Genomic DNA, 18,395 nt, shown 5'->3' with positions numbered 1-18,395 from the left:
CCGGAACGGCCAGCATGCCCCGATGCCGATTTCTCCCAAGGTCGTCAGGGCTGACGGTAGGCGCGGACAAGCAGGGTGTCTGCAGCGCGTGTACTCGGCACGGTGGGAGGGAGCCGGTCGACACTGATCTTCGTGAACCCCGCCTCGTCCAACAGCTTCGTCCAGACGGTCTCCTGGAGAACCCAGCGGCGCATGGTTGCCGGGGCGCCGTCCGGGGTGCGGGCCGGAACGTCGGCGTGCTGGACGTCCGGTTCAGCGGGGGCTCCACCGAGGTAGTGGCCCAAGGTGGAGGCGGCCAGCAGTCCGCCGGGTCGCAGGGCGCGGGCAGCGGCCGGGAGCAGCTGGCGAGGGTCGGCGAAGTCGAGGCTGCCGAACACCGAGTAGAGCACGTCGTACTCGTCTGGATGCGCCTCCAGGTGCGCGGTCGCGCCGGCGCGCACCGTGCGCAGGCGCGGTACGAGGTGGCCGTAGAGGTCGCAGGCCATCGCGTGCTGGGCGGGGGAGGCGTCGATCGCGTCGACCCGCGCCGGAGAGTGGTGGGCGACGAGGTGCGCGGCATGACGGGCGGCACCCGCGCCGAGGTCCGCCACGACGAGGCCGGTGATGTCCCCCAGCACCTCGGTTTCAGGCCCGCCGTCCTGGGCCCAGACCCAGTGGAAGGCGCCGGGGACGGTCCGGTTGGTGTCAGCGCGGGTGCGGCCGTAGTGATGCCAGAGGTCCGGCACACCGGAGTGGACGGGTGAGGTGGTCGTCACCCGGGTCATCCTCGCGTCCGGCGTGCGCCGGCGCAGGGGTTTGGGTGAACTCCACCCTTCCGGGTCGCGGTGGCCCCGGACTGAGCTCGGGGCCACCGCAACTGTCCGGTCAGTGCGAGTCGTTGCCGGGGTGGCAGGGGCTGCATTTGGAGGCATCCGCCCACAGCGGCAGGTCCACGTCCCAGCCGTCTGCTGCTATGAGCTGGGCGGTGCGCAGCACGGTGCCGTCGTCCTTGTACTCGACGGCCGGCACGTGGTGCAGGAAGTGGCCGTTGTTGTGCTTCTGGCACAGCTCGGCGTAGGCGACGGTGTCCAGGATGATCGTGTGGACGCCGATGTCCACCAGCGAGCTGGGGCCGAGGCCCAGGTGTTCGCTGCGGTGGGCCATCGCGGTCAGCAGGTAGGCGTAGCCCTGGCCGAGGACGCGGGCGGCCATGATGGTGTCGTAGGGGTAGTCGCGCATCAGGAGGCCGATCTGCTTGTCCCACAGGTCGGCGGGGATGTGGTCGCGCACGTTCCGGAGCGGGCCGACGATCGGGTCGGCGGGTGCAACTGCGGTTGCCATGGTTCCTCCGACTGTTGTTGGGGCACCTGGTGACGCCGGGCGCTGCCCGGCGGCTCTGTGGAATCTACGGACCAATTCTCTTATTGCTCAAGGAAGTTGCGGAGAATTGCGGATGCCTCACCCCAGTGAGTCGATCGCGGCGGTGATCAGTGCACGGGCGGCGCCGCCGTGAACGGCCAGGGCGCCGAAGCGCACGAATGCCTGCGCGTAGAGGGCGAGGTCGCTGGGCGCGGTCACGGTGACCTGGGCCGACAACAGCTCCACCCCGGCCTGGCGGTCGTCGAACAGGTTGAAGGTCTCCGTGGGCCACATGGTGCGGGAGGCTGTGAACGGGATGACGCCGAGCGAAACCGAAGGCATCGACATGACCCTGAGCAGGCTGCCGAGTTGTTCGGCCATCACCGTGTCGTCGCCGATCCGATAGCGCAGCACGGATTCCTCGATGACTGCGACGAAGCGGCGCCCGCCCTCGAAGACGACGCTGGAACGGGCGAGCCGGGCTTCGACCGCGTCCGCCACGTCGTCCGGGGTCTGGCGGACGTCGGCCACCGTGCGCAGCAGGGCGCCGGCGTACTCCCGGGTCTGCAGGGCACCGGGAACGACGCGGGAGGAGTAGGCACGGAAATGGCGGGTGCGGGTGTAGAGAGGCACCCGGGCTTCCTGGGCGTGACGCAGGCCGGTCCGGGTGATGCGCCGCCACTCGACGTACAGGGAGTCCGCCGCCCTGTTGGAGGCGATCAGATCGGGCGCTTGGCCGTCGGCGCCGCAGGCGCGGCACCACGTGCGAATGTCCGAGTCGGACGGGGCGGCCTTGGCGTTGAGGATGCGGGAGGTTTTGGCGGGGTGCCAGCCGCAGAGGGCGGACAGTTCCCTGCCTTTCAGGCCGGCGTTCCGCATCAGCTCGCCGAGGCGGGTAGCGAGGGTCGCGCGGGCCGCCTGGACGCTGGAGGACGGGGAGATCGGCATCGTCACTGGGGCGCTCGAAACCGGTGGCGGTCAGATGCTGAACTTCTCGTGTGGTACGGCCCGTTGCCAGACCGCCTCGAACGCGGTGGCGCACAGTAGGGCCACCGCAGGGTCGTCGCTGAAGGACGGCCCAGCACTCTCCCCGTCGCCGGTGAAGTGGTTGAACCGCACCAACTCGCCGTCGAACAGCCAGAAGTCGCAGCCCGGCAGGGCGAGGTCCGCTGCCTGCCGTCGCGGCAGCCAGCGGATCTGCTCGCCCGCGGCGATGTTGGTGAACGTCCCGGAGTGCTCGAACCGGATGTACTCCGAGACCGGCTCAGACACGATCCGGGCACGGCGAACCTCGACGCCCCGGCTCACGGTCTTCTCGATCAGCGTCAGCCACGGACGCCACCAGGACGCACGGTCGGCCGGGTCGTAGCGGAAACCGTCCCGCCAAGCGGCGACCGCCTCCGCCTCCTTCACTACGCTGTAGGAGTCACGCATCTCCAGGTGAACCGCGCTGGAGCGCGTAGCAGTCAGCTGCTCAGCGAACGTCGGCACCTTCGGCGGCATCGCATGCCTTCCTCAAGATCGGCACCATGCGGGCCGGCAGCCGGACCACATCCTCCGAATCGGGGATGCTCCCGGTCTCCCGGCACTTGGCGCGCAGCTTCTCGGTAGCCTTCCAGCCCTGCACGACGATCTCGTCAGCCTCGTCGTCGTACCAGACGGTCGGGCACTCGTCGTCCCCCGTGTTGGGGTCGATCCCGATGAACCGTAGTGCCATGGCAACTTCCCCTTGCAACTCGGTTGCGTGGATTTGCATGACGATTCCCGACTCGGCAGCCACCGTCAAGGGTGAGGCTTCTGAGCGTAGTTGGTACCCGCCTCTGCCAACTTGGCTACATCCTCTCCACCGGCGGCCTCTTGCTTCCCGCAAGAGGCCGCCGGAACGATTCGCTCAGGGGTTGGCGATGAGGTGGTCGAACTCGCCCGCCTTGGCGCCTTGGAGGAAGTTGGCGAACTTGGTGGGTGTGGTGCGGACGATCACCTCGCCCTCGTCGGACTCTCGGAGTTCAACGACCCCATCGGCAGCCCGGACCTCAAGGCATGCGTTGCTGGAGCCGGAGTAGCTGGACTTCTGCCATGCAGGGCTACTCATGATTGCCCTCTATCTCCTTCTTGATGGATCGGATGAAGTCTCGCGAGTCATCTTCGGAGAGAGCCACAGACGCCATCCTGTCGAGGATCTCGCGGTAACTTGCCAGGTCCGAGGGTGCGTCGAAGAGCGGACACCCGAAGCTGATGTCGATCTGCACGGTGTCCAGCTCAGGCACCGGGCCCGCGATATGGACGAAGTTCTCGCTGGGGCCAGGCAGCGATTCGATCTTAAACGGCACGACTCGGACCGAGATGCCGGGGCTCTCGGAATGCTCGATGAGGGCGCCGAGTTGCTCGGCGAGCGCCGCCGGTCCGCTGAACTGCATGCGGAGTGCGGCTTCGTGGATGAACGCGGTGTAGGGCGTGACGCCGTCCCGTGCGACCTGCTGCCTCCGCAAGCGGAAGGCCAAGCGGAGGTCGACATCGGGCTGCGGCAGTGGCGGGATCGCGCGAGCGAAGACCGAAGCGGCGTAGGCCGGGGTCTGGAGCAGCCCGGGTAGGAAGGTGATCGAGTAGGTGGAGATCCGGCAGGCGTGGGCCTCGATCGCCGCCACATCGAGCAGGTCGGTCGTCAGCCTCGGGCTGTACTCCTCCCACCAGCCAGTCTCTCGCTCCCGGGTCATGTCAGCGAGTGAGGCGATCAGGGGCTCGTTGGCGCACGCGCAGACCGCCGCGATCTCACGTAGACGTTCCTCGCTGACGGCCGACTTCCCGTTCTCCATCTGACTCACCAAGGCAGCAGTCACCCCAAGCAGACGGGCAAGGTGGCTGCCGCCGAAGCCGGCTTGCTCTCTCATCCTCCGCAGTTCGGCGCCGAGGCGTCGCTGACGGAGGGTGGGGACTCGAAGGGCCATGGCGTCCTCTCAGCTGGTGCAGAGGCCAGTGTGCCGCGCCGGTCGCCGGTGGATCCATCCGGGCTCGGCGGCGCTTGTCGCCCGTGAGGAGGAACCTCCTCCCATTCGACTTTAATTAAAGAGTCGATGCGCTATCGTCATTCTCAGCTCGATCAGACGGATCGTCAGTAATGGCTGTGTTCAGGGCAGTAGGCGCCTTCTGCCTGCGCGCCGCAGAGCAGCCGGCCCCATCCTGGCCTGGCTCACGGCGACGTATCCGTCGTCTCCCCTTACTCCCACACCACAGCCTCCCGGAGGTTCCCGTGTGCACCCGTAACACCCCCTCGCTCACCCTCTCCCGCCAGGCCCTGCGGGACGCCATGACCCGCAGCGGCTGGGACGCCGACGCCGTCTTCAACGCCGAACTCGCCCTCTGCGAGCTCATCGTCAACGCCTGGCGGCACGGCGACACCCCCGCGCCCGTCGTCTGGTTCTCCATCCTCGACCGCACCCTCCGTGTCACCGTCTCCGACGAGAGCGACGCCCTCCCGCAGCCGCGCACGCCCGCCGACCTCGCCGAGACCGGTCGGGGCCTCCAGCTCGTGGACGGCCTCACCCACCGCTGGGGCGTCGACCCGCAGAAGCGCGGCAAAACCATCTGGTACGAGCTGGACTCCCGCGCGTGACCCGCGACCCCATCGTGCCGGAGGACCCCCGGATGCGCGACTACACCAAGCCCCAAATCATGTCTCTCCTAGGGGAGTTGCATAGGCGCGGCCTGCCGCACGGGCTCCTCTGGGGGTCCGCCTCGACGGGCGGGACCACCATCGACGGACGCATCCTGATCGACTTCGGGAACGCGCCGGTCAGCACTCTGCTCAACCTCCTCCGTCTGCTCCGCGACCTGGACGATGACGACGAGGAGCGGCACCGGTGAAGTTCTTCGTCGGCGCGATCCTCCTCGCCCTCCTCGCCCTCGCCATCACCACCGTCGCCCTCGGCGTCCTCGCCACCCTCAAGATGCCCCACCCCGACGACCGCGACGACCAGCACTGAACCGCGCGAAGGCCCTCGCCCACCCGGGCGAGGGCCTCGCGGGCGCCCGCTCAGCGTCAGTCCGCTTGAAGCTCCTTCACCACCTGCTCCGCCAACACGCGGGCGCCCTGAAGGCGAGGGTCCTCGGGATGCGCGTACGGTCCGAGGATCTTCGCCGCGACGAACAAGGTCATCAGCTTGCCGTCCCGGCTGGCGAAGTCGCCGTTCCGCTCGACACGGACACGATCAGCCAGCGCAGGCACGGCAAGCGACGCCGCCCACAGCGTGGCAGCGTCCAGGCCACGCGGGGCCATACCCCAGTCTTCCCAGTCGAAGACGCGGAACTCGGGCGCCGTCACGTTCGCCCAGTTCAGATCCGCATGCGCCGGACACCACTCGCTCACCGTGGCGTCGATGCCCGGGAACACCTGGCGGATCGTCCGAGTCACCAGCTCCTGGGTGATCGTCTTCGTGTCCGGCGTGGCGATCCGATTCGTTCGCTGCCCCGCGAGCGCATCGAGAGAGGCGTTCAGCTCCGGCCACCAGCTGGGTGGCAGGTCGGGACCCTCGGCCACAACTGCGGACCCCGCTGGGGCGGATGGCAGTAGTTCGGTTTCATCGGCCCGCCACATCACTGGCTCGGCCTCATCCCGCCAGGCGGTGCCGGCCAGCCACGCGGGCTTCGCAATCCCTCGCAGGGCCTCGGCGGAGGGGGTGCCGTCCCAGCTCTGGACGCCGATTCGATCGAGCCCTCGCCGCTCGATGCGTACCCACGTGCCACGCGCCGTGCCGGCTCCCACGGATCGGCGTTTGCGGACCACTGTCGCCCTGTCGAGTTGCGTGCCCAAGGCCGTCTCGACACGTACCAGCACCGCGTCCACCGGTGCCCGGCGCAGATCCGTCATGGGACAACGGTAGCGATGCTCAGCGGAGTTGGGGCTCGCTCCAAACGGGACGCTGTTGGTCAAGCATTCGCCAACGGCGTCCCCCCAGAGCGAGCGTCTCGCGGTTGCACGTGTGCAGGGAACGCGCGTCCGGTTTGCGGCGCACCGTGCCCGCTGCGGCAGCCCTGACCACAGACCGACCGGCCCGGTTACCTGGCGCAGGAAGTCGGCCCGGCCGACCTCCTGCGCGTTCAGGTGCTTTCTACGCGCCAGTGACCAGGCTGCGGCGTTCGGTGGCGCGGGCGCCGCTCAGCCCACGCCCAACGATCTCCGCAGGAAATCCAGTTCATGCAGCAGCAGGTGCTCCACCACCGCCTCGTCGGTCGGCCGGTGGCCGGTGGCGCGTAGTGGTAGGACCTCGTGCGGGCGTCCGGCGGCGAGGAGGGCGTGGGAGAGCCGCAGGGTGTGCGCGGGGAGGACGTTGTCGTCGGCGAGGCCCTGGATCAGCAGCAGTGGGCGGCTCAGCTTCGGCGCCTCGGCGATCAGGGAGCCGTCGTCGTAGTGCGCGGGGTGCTCGTCGGGGTGGCCGAGGAAGCGCTCCTGCCAGTGGGTGTTGTAGAGCCGCCAGTCGGTGGGGGCGGCGCCGGCGGAGGCGGCGTGGAAGACGTCCGGGCGGCGCAGGACGGCGAGGGCGGCGAGGTAGCCGCCGTAGGACCAGCCGCGGATGCCGACCCGGTCGAGGTCGAGCAGTCCGGGCCGCAGCCGGGCGGCCTCGTGCAGGCCCTCGACCTGGTCCGCCAGGGCGGGGCCGGCCTTGTCGCCGTAGATCGTCTTGTCCCAGCGCGGTCCGCGCCCGGGGGTGCCACGGCCGTCGACGACCAGCACCGCGAAGCCCTGGTCGGCGAACCACTGGGAGAGCCGGTCCCACCACGCGCCGCTGCTGGTGACCTTGTGCATCCCGGGCCCGCCGTACGGGTCGAGCAGGACGGGCAGCGGGGCGCCGCCGGGGCGGTGGCCGGCGGGCAGGAAGAGCGCGGCGCGCAGCTCGCGGGGGCCGAGGCGGAGCAGTTCGGGGTGTGCGGTGAGGACGGGCGGCTGCGCGTACGAGGCCACCGGGTGCGCCGTCCGGTCGTCGCGGTGGACGGTGATGCGGCCGGCCGGGAAGCCCTCGGAGCGGGTGGTGACGACGAGGGCGGCACCGCGCCGGATGCCCGTGTGGACGCCGGGGCCGCTGCTCAGCCGCCGGATGCCGCGGCCCGGTTCGTACTGCCAGAGGTGGGTCTCGGTGGGGTCCTCCAGGGCGGTGAACAGGACCTGTTCGCCGTCCGTGCCGAGCACCTCCCACAGCTGCAGTCCGGGCGGCGTCACCGGCTCGCCGTCGACGGTGAGGTGCCGGGTGTCGCCGAGGTCGGCGGTGTCGACCAGGGCTCCGCCGGCGGTGCGCGCGGGCAGGCCGGGGAGGAGTTCGACCCAGTGCTCGTCGCGGCGTTCGGCGAGCACCCGGGTGGCGCCGTCGGAGCCGATCGCCAGGGTGCGGACGGTGCGCTGGTCGCGGCTCTGCACGGCGGCGTACGGGCCGTGGGCGTCCCAGCCGGCGGCGGTGACGTACTCGAACGCGGTGCGGTCCCAGCGGACCTCGGTGCGGGTGCCGTCGAGGCCGAGCAGCAGGAGCGAGACCTCGGCGTTGGCGGTGCCGGCCAGCGGGTAGCGGATCACGCGCGGCGGGTGCTGCGGGTCGGCCGGGTCGGCGAGGTGCACGCGGTGGACGGGGCGCTCGTCGACGCGGGTGACGAGCAGCGCGGTGCCGTCGGGGGACCACCAGTGGCCGCGGGTGCGGTGCATCTCCGCGGCGGCGACGTACTCGGCGACGCCGTACGCGACGTCCTCGGCCTCGGGCTCGGCGAGCGCCCGGTCGTCCGCGGTGCTCCCGTCGGCAGGGCCGTCCGGGCTGTCCGGGCCGTCCGGGCCGTTGACGGTGACCACGCGCAGGGCGCCGGCGCCGACGTAGGCGATCCGCCGGCCGGTCGGGTCGAGCCGCGGGTCGTGGACGCCGGTGGCGGTGGGGACGGCGCGGACGGTGTCGGAGGCGGTGTCGGCGAGCCAGAGGGCGCCGTCGAGCGCGAAGGCGGCGAGCCGGCCGGTGGCGTCGGTGCTGTAACCGGTGATGCCGTCGGTGGAGGGGACGGCGCCCAGCGCGGCCGGGTCGGCGATCAGCCGTTCCCTGCCGGTGGCGGTGTCGAGCGCCCAGAGGCAGGCGAGCGGGTCGGTGCCGCCGCGGCTGCGCAGGAACAGGACGGCGGCGCCGTCGGCGGTGAGGCCCGGGTGGGTGGGGGCGCCCAGGGTGAAGCACCGGGTGCGGGCGAGCTGGCGCGGTAACGGGTTGGTCGTCATGCCGGGCACCATAGGCACGGCCATAGCGGCGCTGTCGAGCGGAAAACGGCCGGGGCCGCCGCGGACCTCAGGAATCCGCGGCGGCCCCGGCTCGGGCGGGCGTGGGCGTCAGTGGACGTCGCCCATGAGCGTGACGACCCGCTTGCGGTACATCGCCAGCGCGATGCCGGCGGCGATCGCCATGGCGCCCTGGACCGCGAAGTACCAGGTGCTGCCGACCACCTTGTCGCCCAGCACCAGCTGGAAGATGGCGGCCACGCAGTCGCCGGCGGTGACGGCGAGGAACCAGACGCCGACCATCTGGCTGGCGTACTTGGTGGGGGCCAGCTTGGTGGTGACGGACAGGCCGACGGGGGAGAGGGCGAGCTCGCCGACGGTCTGGACCAGGTAGACCGTGGCCAGCCACAGCGGGGTGACCTTGGCGTCGCCGGAGGCGGCGCCCATCGCCGCCATCATGACCAGGAAGGACGCGCCGATCATCAGCAGGCCGAAGGCGAACTTCATGGTGGTGCTGGGGTTCTTCGACCGGCGGGCCAGGGCGACCCAGAGCCAGGCGAAGACCGGGGCCAGCGCCATGATGTACAGCGGGTTGAGCGACTGGAACCAGCTGGACGGGAAGTTGATCCCGAACAGCGTGGAGGCGGTGTGGTCCTTGGCGAAGACGTTCAGCGTCGAGCCGGACTGGTCGTAGATCATCCAGAACACGGCGGCGGCGACGAAGAACCAGATGTAGCCGCTCATCTTGGACTGCTCGTCCGTGCTGAGGTCCTTGTCGCGCTTCACCTTGGCGAACACGAAGACCGGGATCGCCAGGCCGGCGATGGACAGCGGCCAGACCGCCCAGTCGATGGTGAAGTGGCCGGTGGAGACGACGATGCCGTAGAAGACGACCGCCGCGGCCAGCCAGATGCCGGCCTTGCGGAAGATCTTGCGCTTCTCGTCCGCGCCGATCGGCGAGGTCACGATGTCGCTGGTGGGGCTCAGGTGGCGGGTGCCCAGCAGGAACTGGAGCAGGCCGAGCGCCATGCCGATGCCGGCCAGGGCGAAGCCCAGGTGCCAGTCGACCTTCTGGCCGACGGTGCCGACCACCAGCGGGGCGAAGAAGGCGCCGAGGTTGACGCCCATGTAGAAGATCGTGAAGCCGCCGTCGCGGCGCGGGTCGTTCGGGCCGTCGTAGAGGTGGCCGACCATCGTGGAGATGTTGGCCTTGAGCAGGCCCGAGCCCACCGCGATGCAGACCAGACCGGCGAAGAACGAGCCGGTGAACGGCACGGCCAGCAGGAAGTGGCCGGCCATGATGATCGTGCCGCCGATCGCGACCGTCTTGCGGGCGCCGAGGAAGCGGTCGGCGATCCAGCCGCCCGGGAGGGCCAGCAGGTAGACCATGGCCGTGTAGACGCTGTACACGGCGCCGGCGGTCGCCAGCTTCATGCCGAGGCCGCCGTCCGTGACGGAGGCGGTCATGTAGAGCACCAGCAGGGCGCGCATGCCGTAGTAGCTGAAGCGCTCCCACATCTCGCTCAGGAAGAGCGTGGCGAGCCCTCGGGGGTGACCGAGGAAGGTCTTGCCGCTGGGCGAGGCCGGGGTGAGGCCGGCTTCCAGGGTGGTAGACGCCATGAGTAGGGGTTCCTTGCCTGACAGCGTCCGCCAAGGGGGGTGGCGGCGGACGTGGACGGAACCACTCTACGTGGCGATATTTAGCGTTATCAGATGACAAAAGCCACGAATCAGGTATGGGAATGGCAAAGTCCGTGACAGATCTGCCCGATCTATCCATGGTAGACAGGCAAATTTCCCTTCAATTTCAAGATTGAAGGCCGGATTCTTCGCCGAACGAGCGGTCTGCGACGGCGTGTTGAGCCCGAAGGTGCTCTTGTGTAACGATCACGCTCTGTGAACTACCTCACAAGGCAGTCCGCCATACCCGGGCGGACTACCATCACCACATGACCTGTGTGCTGCTCGCCGAGGACGATCCGGCGATCTCCGAACCGCTCGCCCGAGCCCTGCGACGTGAGGGCTATGAGGTGCTCGTCCGGGAGGACGGTCCGACCGCACTGGCCGCGGGCCTGACCGAGGAGGTCGACCTCGTCGTCCTCGACCTCGGCCTGCCCGAGATGGACGGCCTGGAGGTCTGCCGTCGCCTGCGCGCCGACGGCAAGAGCTGCCCCGTCCTGGTGCTCACCGCCCGCGCGGACGAGGTGGACACCGTGGTCGGCCTCGACGCCGGTGCCGACGACTACGTGACCAAGCCCTTCCGCCTGGCCGAACTGCTCGCCCGCGTCCGCGCCCTGCTCCGGCGCGGCAACGTCGACCAGCTCACCACCGGCGCGCACGGGGTGAAGATCGACATCGAGTCCCACCGCGCCTGGCTCGGCGAGGAGGAGCTCACCCTCTCCGCCAAGGAGTTCGAGCTGCTGCGCGTCCTCGTCCGGGACGCCGGCCGGGTGGTCACCCGCGAGGAGATCATGCGGCAGGTCTGGGACACCACCTGGTGGACCTCCACCAAGACCCTGGACATGCACATCTCCTGGCTCCGCAAGAAGCTCGGTGACGACGCGGCGAACCCGCGCTACATCGCCACCGTGCGCGGAGTGGGGTTCCGGTTCGAGAAGAATTAGCCCCGTACGGAGAACGCGGCCGGGAGTCGGCCGATGAAGCGGAGCACCTCGGGGAGCGGCAGCGTGAAACGCCGGATGATCAACTCGCTGCTGGGCGTCGTCCTGGTGGTGGTCGTGGTGTTCTGCGTGCCGCTCGCCCTGGTCGAGAAGCGCACCATCGTCAACTCGGCCCAGGACCGGGTGGACGCGGCCGCCGTCCGGGTGCTCGCGCTGGTCGAGAACCGGCTCTCCGCGGGTGAGTCGGTCACCGGCCGGGCCTTCGACAACCAGGTCACCGAGGGCAGCTACGTCGAGGTGCAGATCCCCGGCCAGGACGTCGTCTCCAGCGGCGAACGCCTGGCCGGCGGCCACCTGCTGAAGGCCGTCGAACGCGGCAACAGCGGCGAGGTCGTCACCGTCGAGCAGTCCCGCGCGGACGTCGACCACGAGATCGCCAACATGCTGCTGCTGCTCGGCGTGGTCGCCCTGCTGGCCGTCCAGGCCGCCGTGGCGCTCGCCGTCTGGCAGGCCAAACGGCTCGCCCGGCCGCTCACCGACCTGGCCGAGACCGCCGAACGGCTCGGCTCCGGCGACCCGCGCCCCCGCGACCGCCGCTACGGGGTGCCCGAACTCGACCGGGTCGCCGAGGTGCTGGACACCAGCGCCGAGCGGATCGCCCGGATGCTCACCGCCGAACGCCGGCTCGCCGCCGACGCCTCGCACCAGCTGCGCACCCCGCTCACCGCGCTCTCCATGCGGCTGGAGGAGATCACCGCCCTTGCCGAGGAGCCGGAGACCGTCAAGGAGGAGGCGACCATCGCCCTCCAGCAGGTCGAACGGCTCACCGACGTCGTCCAGCGGCTGCTCACCACCCAGCGCGACCCGCGCAGCCCCACCGCGGTGGCCTTCGACCTGGACGAGGTGATCAAGCAGCAGGTCGAGGAGTGGGGCCCGTCGCTGCGCGAGACCGGCCGGGTGCTGTCCCTGGAGGGCCTGCACGGGGTCACCGCCGTCGGCACCCCGGGCACCGTCGCCCAGGTGCTGGCCACCCTGATCGAGAACTCGCTGATGCACGGGGCCGGGACGATCACCCTGCGGGTCCGGCCCTCCGGCACCTCGGTGGTGGTGGAGGTGCAGGACCAGGGCGCCGGCGTGCCGCCGGACCTCGGCAACCGGGTGTTCGAGCGCGCCGTCAGCGGCCGCAACTCCACCGGCATCGGCCTGGCCGTCGCCCGTGACCTCGCGGAGGCGGACGGCGGGCGGCTCGAACTGCTCTCGCTGAAGCCCGCGGTGTTCGCGCTCTTCCTCGGCCGCAGCCACACGGACTGAGCCGGGGGCGGGTGGGGCGCGCGGGGAGCGCCCCGGAGGGCCTGCTACTCGGCCTTGGCGTAGCGGATCTGCTCGGCGGCCAGCATCAGCTCGGCCTGGGCGGCCAGCTCCTGGCCGCTGGCGCCGCCGGTGTCGCCGGCGCTGCTCGCTTCCTGTGCGACCGGCTCGGGCAGCGCCTTGAACACCCAGGTCCGGTACGAGAAGAAGCGGAACACGGTGGCCACCGCGAGGCCGGCCACCTTGGCGCCCAGCTGCTCGTAGTGCGAGTCGAGGCCGAGCACGTACACCGAGAAGCCGAGCACCCCGGTCTCGATCAGCATGCCGATGCCGCTGTACACCAGGAACAGCGTGATCTCCCGCTTGCGCGAGGCGGCGTCGCGGTCCCGGTACAGCCAGTAGCGGTAGCCCAGGTAGTTGGTGGCGATGGCGATCAGCGTCGCCGCGATGTTGGACCGCAGCGAGGCCAGGCCCAGCCCGTTGAGGCACACCCAGAACACGGCGAAGTTGACCACCACGCCGCTCAGGCCGACCAGGCCGAACTTCACCACTTCGCCTGACAGCCCCCGCAGTTTCTGCGAGAGCGAAGGGCTCGAAGCTGCGGACGTCGCCATACCGGGCTGCCTCCATGTGCCTGCGGGTCGAAGAGCGGATCGCGTGGACGCGTCCACCCCTTGAGCCCTGCGTGCACGCACATGATCGGACTGCGCAGACCAGGACCTAGCCGTCCAGGCTACCCGCTTCCACCGAACGGCTCAGCCCCCAGGGCTCCGGGTTGACTGGGACGCCCAGCCCACCCCAGCGGTTCCACCGCCCCCGACCGGCCCGGATATCCTGGCGGGGTGACTTCCCCGGGCAATGTGAATTTTCCAGTGGTGGGCATGATCGGCGGCGGGCAGTTGGCCCGCATGGCACACCAGGCGGGCATCCCGCTCGGGGTCAGGTTCAAACTCCTCGCCGACACGCCCCAGGACTCCGCCGCACAGGTGGTCTCCGATGTCGTCCTCGGTGACTACCGCGACCTCGACACGCTGCGCCGCTTCGCGGCCGGCTGCGACGTGATCACCTTCGACCACGAGCACGTCCCCACCGAGCACCTGCGGGCCCTGGAAGCCGACGGCATCGCCGTCCGGCCCGGCCCGGACGCGCTGGTCAACGCCCAGGACAAGGGCGTCATGCGGGCCAAGCTCGACTCCATCGGCGTGCCCTGCCCCCGCCACCGGATCGTCGCCGACCCGGCCGACGTCACCGCCTTCGCGAACGAGGGCTCCGGCTACCCGGTCGTGCTGAAGACCGTCCGCGGCGGCTACGACGGCAAGGGCGTCTGGGTCGTCGACGGGGAGGAGGACGCGCACGCGCCGTTCCTGGCCGGCGTCCCGGTGCTCGCCGAGGAGAAGGTCGACTTCGTCCGCGAACTCGCCGCCAACGTCGTCCGCTCGCCCAGCGGCCAGGCCGTCGCCTACCCGGTGGTGGAGAGCGTCCAGGAGAACGGCGTCTGCGCCGAGGTCACCGCCCCCGCGCCGGACCTCGACCCGGCCCTCTCCGACGAGGCCCAGCAGCTGGCCCTGCGCATCGCCGGCGACCTCGGCATCACCGGCCACCTCGCCGTCGAGCTGTTCCAGACCAGGGACGGCCGGATCCTCGTCAACGAGCTCGCCATGCGCCCCCACAACTCCGGGCACTGGACCCAGGACGGCGCCGTCACCTCGCAGTTCGAGAACCACCTGCGGGCCGTCCTCGACCTCCCGCTCGGCGACCCCCGGCCGCGCGCCAAGTGGACCGTCATGGTCAACGTCCTCGGCGGCGACTACCCGGACATGTACCACGCCTTCCTGCACTGCATGGCCCGTGACCCCGGCCTGCGGATCCACATGTACGGGAAGGACGTGAAGCCCGGCCGCAAGGTCGGCCACGTCAACGTCTTCGGGGACGACCTCGACGACGTCCGCGAGCGCGCCCGCCACGCGGCCGCCTACCTGCGAGGAACGATCACCGAATGACCTCCTCCCCTTCGAGCCCGCTCGTCGGCATCGTCATGGGCTCGGACTCCGACTGGCCCGTCATGGAGGCCGCCGCCCAGGCCCTCGACGAGTTCGAGATCCCCTACGAGGTCGACGTCGTCTCGGCGCACCGGATGCCCCGCGAGATGGTCGCGTACGGCGAGAACGCCCACCGGCGCGGCCTCAAGGCCATCATCGCGGGCGCCGGCGGCGCCGCCCACCTGCCGGGCATGCTCGCCTCCGTCACCCCGCTGCCCGTCATCGGCGTGCCGGTGCCGCTGCGCTACCTGGACGGCATGGACAGCCTGCTGTCCATCGTCCAGATGCCGGCCGGCGTCCCGGTCGCGACCGTCTCGGTGGCCGGCGCGCGCAACGCCGGCCTGCTTGCCGTGCGGATGCTGGCCGCGTTCGACCCCGAACTGACCGAGCGGATGGCCGACTTCCAGGCCGAGCTGAACAACCAGGCCACCGAGAAGGGCAAGAAGCTCCGCGCCAAGGTGGCCGGATCCTCCTCCTTCGGCTTCGGCAAGTAGCCCCGGCGGTGGGGTAGAACAGCCGGTATGACTACCGAGCTGGACTCCCCCACCCCGCTGGACCGCGCCAAGGCCCTGCTGCGCACCGCCCCCGTGGTCGACGGCCACAACGACCTCCCGTGGGCGATGCGCGAGCAGGCCGGGTACGACCTCGGCGCGGTCGACCTGGCCGCCGACCAGAGCGACCGCCTGCACACCGACCTCGCCCGCCTCGCGGAGGGCGGGGTCGGCGCGCAGTTCTGGTCCGTCTACGTGCCGACCCGGCTGGCCGGCGACCACGCGGTGAGCGCCACCCTGGAGCAGATCGACTTCGTCCACGCCCTGGTCGAGCGCTACCCCGACCGGCTCCGGCTCGCCCGCACCGCCGACGACATGGAGGCCGCCCGCGCCGAGGGTCGGATCGCCTCCCTGATGGGCGCCGAGGGCGGCCACTCCATCGACTGCTCGCTCGCCACCCTGCGCGCTCTCCACGAGCTCGGCGTGCGCTACCTGACGCTCACCCACAACGACAACGTGCCGTGGGCCGACTCCGCCACCGACAAGCCGGCGGCCGGCGGGCTGACCCGGTTCGGCGAGGAGGTCGTCCGGGAGATGAACCGGCTCGGCATGCTCGTCGACCTCTCGCACGTCTCCGCCGACACCATGCGCGACGCCCTGCGGGTCACCGAGGCGCCGGTCGTCTTCTCGCACTCCTCCGCCCGCGCCGTCTGCGACCACCCGCGCAACATCCCGGACGACGTGCTCGCCCAGCTGCCCGCCAACGGCGGCGTGGCGATGGCCACCTTCGTGCCCAAGTTCATCCTGCCCGCCGCCATCGAGTGGACCCTCGCCGCCGACGAGAACATGCGCGCCCACGGCTTCCACCCGCTCGACACCACCCCGCCCGCGATGGAGCGCCAGCGCGCCTTCGAGGCCGCCAACCCGCGCCCGATCGCCACTCCGGCCACCGTCGCGGACCACCTCGACCACCTGCGCGAGGTCGCCGGCATCGACCACATCGGCATCGGCGGCGACTTCGACGGCACCGCCTTCCTGCCCGACGGCCTGGGCTCGGTGGCCGGCTACCCCAACCTGATCGCCGAACTCCTGCGCCGCAGCTGGTCCGAGGCCGACCTCGCCAAGCTCACCTGGCACAACGCCGTCCGGGTCCTGCGCGACGCCGAGTCCGTCGCCGCCGGGCTGCGGGCAAGCCGCCGCCCGTCCATCGCCACCATCGCGCAGCTGGACGGCGTGAAGGGCTGAGATCGGACGGCGCGAAGGGCTGGGTCAGCCCAGCCGCGGGATCTCGATGGCCGGGCACCTGTCCATCACCATGGCGAGCCCGGCCGTCCTGGTCCGCGCGTACGCGGCCTCGTCGACCACGCCCAGCTGGAACCAGACGGCCTTCGCCCCGGCCGCCACCGCCTGGTCGGCCACCTCCCCGGCCAGCGCGCTGTTCACGAACACGTCCACCACGTCGACCGGGAACGGGATCTCGGCGAGCGAGGCGTAGCCGGGCTCGCCGAGGACCGTCTCGGCCTTCGGGTGCACCGGCACGACGCGCTTGCCGTACCGCTGGAGCACCCCGGCCACCCCGTGGGCGGCCCGGGCGGTGTTGTCGGACAGGCCGACCACCGCCCAGGTGTCGCCGGTGCCGGTGAGGATCTCGCGAACCGTCGCGTCGTCGCCGTAGCTCGTCATGCCGGTGCCAACGACGACCACGGGCGCCGGATTCCCTCGGGCGTCAGCTGGGGCGGCCGAGGGCGCGGTAGGTCCAGCCGGCGGCGCGCCAGGCGTCGGCGTCCAGGACGTTGCGGCCGTCGAGCAGGCGGCGCTCGGCGACCACGGCGCCGAGGACGGCCGGGTCCAGCTCGCGGAACTCGGCCCACTCGGTGAGGTGCAGGACGACGTGGGCGCCCTCGGCGGCCTCCAGGGCCGAGTCGGCGTAGGCGAGCGAGGGGAACATCTTGCGGGCGTTGTCGACGGCCTTCGGGTCGTAGACGGTGACCTGGGCGCCCTGGAGCTGGATCTGGGCGGCGACGTTGAGCGCGGGGGAGTCCCGGATGTCGTCCGAGTTGGGCTTGAACGCGGCGCCGAGGACGGCCACCCGGCGGCCCAGGAAGCCGCCGCCGCACTGCTCGCGGGCCAGCTCCACCATCCGGGAGCGGCGGCGCATGTTGATCGAGTCGACCTCGCGCAGGAAGGTCAGCGCCTGGTCGGCGCCGAGCTCGCCGGCCCGGGCCATGAACGCCCGGATGTCCTTGGGCAGGCAGCCGCCGCCGAAGCCCAGGCCGGAGTTGAGGAACTTGCGGCCGATCCGCTCGTCGTGCCCGAGCGCGGTGGAGAGCAGCGTGACGTCCGCGCCGGCCGCCTCGCAGACCTCGGCCATCGCGTTGATGAAGGAGATCTTGGTGGCCAGGAAGGAGTTGGCTGCGGCCTTCACCAGCTCGGCGGTCGCGTAGTCGGTGACCAGGAACGGCACCCCGGCCGCGATCGGCTCGGCGTACACCTCGCGCAGCAGCTGCTCGGCGCGCTCGCTGTGGGCGCCGACGACGATCCGGTCCGGGCGCAGGGTGTCCTGGACGGCGAAGCCCTCGCGCAGGAACTCGGGGTTCCAGGCGAGTTCGGCGCCCGCGCCGACGGGTGCCAGCGCGGCCAGCCGCTCGGCGAGCCGGCTCGCCGAGCCGACCGGCACGGTGGACTTGCCGACCACCAGGACCGGGCGGGTCAGGTACGGGGCGAGGCCGTCGATCGCGGCGTCGACGTACGACATGTCGGCGGCGAACTCGCCCTTGCGCTGCGGGGTGTTGACGCAGACGAAGTGCACGTCGCCGAACTCCGCGGCCTCCTGGACGGAGCTGGTGAAGCGCAGCCGGCCGGTCGAACCCTCGTGCCCGGCGACGTGCTTGAGCAGCAGCTCGGACAGCCCCGGCTCGTACATCGGGACGCGGCCGGCCGTCAGCGTGGCGATCTTGTCGGGGTCGATGTCCAGGCCCAGCACCTCGAAGCCGAACTCGGCCATCGCGGCCGCGTGCGTGGCGCCGAGGTAGCCGGTGCCGATCACGGAGATGCGGAGGGTCACGGGTTCCCCTTTGTGCGGACTCGACCTGTACGGGTGCGTCTGATGCTATCCGCCCTGACGGATCCGACCTCGATCGCCTGTGCGCCGGGGACGCTAGGCAGCCGCAGGTCGGAGCCCTAGGATCTCTACTGAACGGTAGTTAACCCCGGATTGACTTCGATCACTGGACGAGGCGGGCATCATGGCGGGCAGCGCAGGGGCGGCTGACTTCGATCTCTTCCGTATCTCCGAGGAGCACGAGATGCTCCGTGAGGCGGTGCGTTCGCTGGCCGAGGCGAAGATCGCTCCGTTCGCGGCGGAGGT

The 18,395-nt window shown here is 70.8% G+C and carries 21 protein-coding genes and 1 pseudogene; 9 read left to right on the top strand and 13 right to left on the bottom strand.

Features of this window, described 5'->3' with window-relative positions:
• Positions 1-44: 44 nt before the first annotated feature.
• The 7 genes from ACFVTF_RS31100 to ACFVTF_RS31070 form a co-directional block, all read right to left on the bottom strand.
• Positions 45-764, bottom strand: a complete 720-nt coding sequence (locus ACFVTF_RS31100; RefSeq protein WP_387817587.1) for a class I SAM-dependent methyltransferase — start codon at positions 762-764, stop codon at positions 45-47.
• 100 nt (positions 765-864) lie between these two features.
• On the bottom strand, positions 865-1,320 hold the full coding sequence (locus tag ACFVTF_RS31095; protein ID WP_371518550.1) for a hypothetical protein: 456 nt from the start codon (positions 1,318-1,320) through the stop codon (positions 865-867).
• Positions 1,321-1,437: 117 nt separating this feature from the next.
• Positions 1,438-2,286: a helix-turn-helix domain-containing protein gene (locus ACFVTF_RS31090; protein ID WP_371522798.1), complete on the bottom strand. Its 849-nt coding sequence runs from the start codon at positions 2,284-2,286 to the stop codon at positions 1,438-1,440.
• Between the two features lie 30 nt (positions 2,287-2,316).
• Positions 2,317-2,841: a DUF6879 family protein gene (locus ACFVTF_RS31085; protein WP_371518551.1), complete on the bottom strand. Its 525-nt coding sequence runs from the start codon at positions 2,839-2,841 to the stop codon at positions 2,317-2,319.
• Entirely contained in the window at positions 2,813-3,124 is a 312-nt protein-coding gene (locus tag ACFVTF_RS31080) for a hypothetical protein (RefSeq protein ID WP_387817586.1), read from the bottom strand. The genes ACFVTF_RS31085 and ACFVTF_RS31080 overlap by 29 nt, the downstream gene beginning before the upstream one ends.
• 105 nt (positions 3,125-3,229) lie before the next feature.
• On the bottom strand, positions 3,230-3,430 hold the full coding sequence (locus tag ACFVTF_RS31075; RefSeq protein WP_387817585.1) for a DUF397 domain-containing protein: 201 nt from the start codon (positions 3,428-3,430) through the stop codon (positions 3,230-3,232).
• Entirely contained in the window at positions 3,423-4,283 is an 861-nt protein-coding gene (locus ACFVTF_RS31070; protein WP_380345478.1) for a helix-turn-helix domain-containing protein, read from the bottom strand. The genes ACFVTF_RS31075 and ACFVTF_RS31070 overlap by 8 nt, the downstream gene beginning before the upstream one ends.
• Before the next feature lie 302 nt (positions 4,284-4,585).
• Between ACFVTF_RS31070 and ACFVTF_RS31065 the strand changes: the two genes are divergently transcribed.
• Genes ACFVTF_RS31065 through ACFVTF_RS31055 form a run of 3 tightly spaced genes read left to right on the top strand, consistent with a single transcriptional unit; the run spans position 4,586 to position 5,318 of the window.
• Positions 4,586-4,948: an ATP-binding protein gene (locus tag ACFVTF_RS31065; protein WP_363369146.1), complete on the top strand. Its 363-nt coding sequence runs from the start codon at positions 4,586-4,588 to the stop codon at positions 4,946-4,948.
• On the top strand, positions 4,945-5,199 hold the full coding sequence (locus tag ACFVTF_RS31060) for a hypothetical protein (RefSeq protein WP_371518557.1): 255 nt from the start codon (positions 4,945-4,947) through the stop codon (positions 5,197-5,199). The genes ACFVTF_RS31065 and ACFVTF_RS31060 overlap by 4 nt, the downstream gene beginning before the upstream one ends.
• Positions 5,196-5,318 carry a hypothetical protein gene (locus ACFVTF_RS31055; RefSeq protein WP_363369142.1) on the top strand — a complete coding sequence of 41 codons (123 nt, stop codon included), beginning with the start codon at positions 5,196-5,198 and terminating at the stop codon, positions 5,316-5,318. Before ACFVTF_RS31060 ends, ACFVTF_RS31055 begins: the two co-directional genes overlap by 4 nt.
• Positions 5,319-5,374: 56 nt before the next feature.
• On the opposite strand, the gene ACFVTF_RS31050 is transcribed toward ACFVTF_RS31055, so the two are convergent.
• The 3 genes from ACFVTF_RS31050 to ACFVTF_RS31040 all read right to left on the bottom strand — a co-directional run bounded on the left by ACFVTF_RS31050 (position 5,375) and on the right by ACFVTF_RS31040 (position 10,189).
• On the bottom strand, positions 5,375-6,202 hold the full coding sequence (locus ACFVTF_RS31050; RefSeq protein WP_387817584.1) for a phosphotransferase: 828 nt from the start codon (positions 6,200-6,202) through the stop codon (positions 5,375-5,377).
• Positions 6,203-6,490: 288 nt separating this feature from the next.
• Complete coding sequence (locus tag ACFVTF_RS31045; protein ID WP_387817583.1) at positions 6,491-8,572, bottom strand: prolyl oligopeptidase family serine peptidase; 2,082 nt, start codon at positions 8,570-8,572, stop codon at positions 6,491-6,493.
• Positions 8,573-8,680: 108 nt separating this feature from the next.
• Positions 8,681-10,189, bottom strand: coding sequence for a peptide MFS transporter (locus tag ACFVTF_RS31040; protein ID WP_387817582.1), 1,509 nt, complete (start codon positions 10,187-10,189; stop codon positions 8,681-8,683).
• 329 nt (positions 10,190-10,518) lie between these two features.
• Between ACFVTF_RS31040 and ACFVTF_RS31035 the strand changes: the two genes are divergently transcribed.
• Both ACFVTF_RS31035 and ACFVTF_RS31030 read left to right on the top strand, forming a co-directional pair.
• Positions 10,519-11,193 carry a response regulator transcription factor gene (locus ACFVTF_RS31035; RefSeq protein WP_030290974.1) on the top strand — a complete coding sequence of 225 codons (675 nt, stop codon included), beginning with the start codon at positions 10,519-10,521 and terminating at the stop codon, positions 11,191-11,193.
• Positions 11,194-11,256: 63 nt separating this feature from the next.
• Positions 11,257-12,501: an ATP-binding protein gene (locus ACFVTF_RS31030; RefSeq protein WP_371522802.1), complete on the top strand. Its 1,245-nt coding sequence runs from the start codon at positions 11,257-11,259 to the stop codon at positions 12,499-12,501.
• A 44-nt stretch (positions 12,502-12,545) separates the two neighbouring features.
• Here ACFVTF_RS31030 and ACFVTF_RS31025 read toward each other — a convergent pair whose 3' ends face one another.
• On the bottom strand, positions 12,546-13,112 hold the full coding sequence (locus tag ACFVTF_RS31025) for a GtrA family protein (RefSeq protein WP_371518564.1): 567 nt from the start codon (positions 13,110-13,112) through the stop codon (positions 12,546-12,548).
• Between the two features lie 246 nt (positions 13,113-13,358).
• Between ACFVTF_RS31025 and ACFVTF_RS31020 the strand changes: the two genes are divergently transcribed.
• From ACFVTF_RS31020 to ACFVTF_RS31010, 3 genes are read left to right on the top strand one after another with little or no spacing between them, the layout of a single operon-like run.
• Positions 13,359-14,498 carry a 5-(carboxyamino)imidazole ribonucleotide synthase gene (locus ACFVTF_RS31020; RefSeq protein ID WP_371518566.1) on the top strand — a complete coding sequence of 380 codons (1,140 nt, stop codon included), beginning with the start codon at positions 13,359-13,361 and terminating at the stop codon, positions 14,496-14,498.
• On the top strand, positions 14,495-15,031 hold the full coding sequence (gene purE / locus ACFVTF_RS31015) for a 5-(carboxyamino)imidazole ribonucleotide mutase (RefSeq protein WP_371518567.1): 537 nt from the start codon (positions 14,495-14,497) through the stop codon (positions 15,029-15,031). Before ACFVTF_RS31020 ends, purE begins: the two co-directional genes overlap by 4 nt.
• Positions 15,032-15,058: 27 nt before the next feature.
• Positions 15,059-16,273, top strand: coding sequence for a dipeptidase (locus ACFVTF_RS31010; protein WP_371518568.1), 1,215 nt, complete (start codon positions 15,059-15,061; stop codon positions 16,271-16,273).
• A 24-nt stretch (positions 16,274-16,297) separates the two neighbouring features.
• Here the strand turns inward: ACFVTF_RS31010 and ACFVTF_RS31005 are convergent, their stop codons facing one another.
• The gene (locus ACFVTF_RS31005; protein ID WP_371522804.1) at positions 16,298-16,711 is read right to left on the bottom strand and encodes a CoA-binding protein; all 414 of its coding nucleotides are present in this window, start codon (positions 16,709-16,711) and stop codon (positions 16,298-16,300) included.
• A 43-nt stretch (positions 16,712-16,754) separates the two neighbouring features.
• On the bottom strand, positions 16,755-18,092 hold the full coding sequence (locus ACFVTF_RS31000; RefSeq protein ID WP_371518569.1) for a UDP-glucose/GDP-mannose dehydrogenase family protein: 1,338 nt from the start codon (positions 18,090-18,092) through the stop codon (positions 16,755-16,757).
• A 181-nt stretch (positions 18,093-18,273) separates the two neighbouring features.
• On the opposite strand from ACFVTF_RS31000, the pseudogene ACFVTF_RS30995 reads away from it, so the two are divergent.
• A pseudogene (locus ACFVTF_RS30995) lies at positions 18,274-18,395 on the top strand (acyl-CoA dehydrogenase family protein); the annotation flags it as partial.

It is taken from the genome of Kitasatospora sp. NPDC057940 (assembly GCF_042887425.1).
Lineage (GTDB): Bacteria > Actinomycetota > Actinomycetes > Streptomycetales > Streptomycetaceae > Kitasatospora.
This window is presented reverse-complemented; position numbering and strand designations above follow the sequence as displayed.